The following is a 1,169-nucleotide window of genomic DNA, read 5'->3' as shown; positions in this document are numbered from 1 at the left end:
CGCTGGTGGTTTTGGGCGGCTTGTGTTTTACTTGTTGTTGGGATAGTGGGGAATATTGGGAATGCCATAAACGAAAGCAAACGCAAACCTGAAAAGATTGTTTCGTCACAGTCGCAGTCAGTGATGGCAACACCAGCACCGGCCAACACAGTTGCCCCAACTGAAAGCTCAGCTCTGTCAAGCCCGACAGATGGTACGGCTATACCATCCGGGACTTACACCCTCCCTTGCGGAATGGAAGTTCACTTTACAAACTCTGTTAGGAATGATGTGACTGGTAAATGGCGTATATCTGCTACATCCTCTAGCCTAGTACCTGCAGACTATGCTCTGGAATACTATAATACCTTATTCTCTTCTGACGATGAAGTACATGGCATATGGAACGCCTCACTGAATACCACCACACGAATAATAATTCAATCAGACACTTTGTTCGTCGATACATTGGAATACGTAGACGGTGAGGAGCATGACGCAAAACTTCTCTTTTCGGGTATGCTCCTTGATAGCCGAACTATAAGCCTTACTGAAAAAGATTCCCTCGAATCTAAACCCGCTGGCACGTCTTCTAAAATCCACGCTGGCGGCGCTAACAACTTCGATACCTACGACAACAATGATGATAAACCGTCCAGTTCTGCAAATTCATCTGCGAGCACTCCTAACGACGGCCAAAGTAAAATTGAGCCGACTAAAAATCCCCCCAAGATTCCAGTTGAAAGTGAAGACGAGAATCGTCCGTCAAATGATACTAATTCTCCAAGCAGCGGGTCAACAGAAGTTGTTCCTCCAACGTCTACAGAAGGACGTACAATTTATATAACAAGCTCAGGCAAGCGATACCATTATGATAACCACTGTAACGGAGGAACATATTATCCATCAACACTTGAAGAAGCACAAAGACTAAATCTTACACCATGCAATAAATGTGTTCAATAAGCTTAAAAGCCCGCTCCCCCACAAGGTGCGGGCCTTTCCATAAACCGTTATATTTCAAAGAGGTGAATCAAAATGAAACGCATATTTATTTACGTCCGGGTGTCCTCGGAAGAACAAGCTATACACGGCCTGTCCATCGAGGCTCAGACCACCGCTCTTACCAGCTGGGCAAAAGAAAATAACTGTACTGTTGTGGACATTTACACTGACGCTGGTATCTCCGC

1 protein-coding gene and 1 pseudogene are annotated in these 1,169 nt (G+C 45.2%); both read left to right on the top strand.

What is annotated here, in order from left to right; all coding sequences use genetic code 11:
• A pseudogene (locus D5270_RS16485) lies at positions 1-945 on the top strand (hypothetical protein); the annotation flags it as partial.
• Between the two features lie 72 nt (positions 946-1,017).
• Positions 1,018-1,169, top strand: a 152-nt coding sequence (locus D5270_RS17335) for a recombinase family protein (RefSeq protein ID WP_166545101.1), incomplete at its 3' end; no start/stop codon positions are given.

It is taken from the genome of Acutalibacter sp. 1XD8-36, from assembly GCF_009917525.1.
Classification (GTDB): domain Bacteria; phylum Bacillota; class Clostridia; order Oscillospirales; family Acutalibacteraceae; genus Acutalibacter.
The sequence above is the reverse complement of the archived record's forward strand: the minus strand, read 5'-3'. Positions and strand labels throughout refer to the sequence as shown.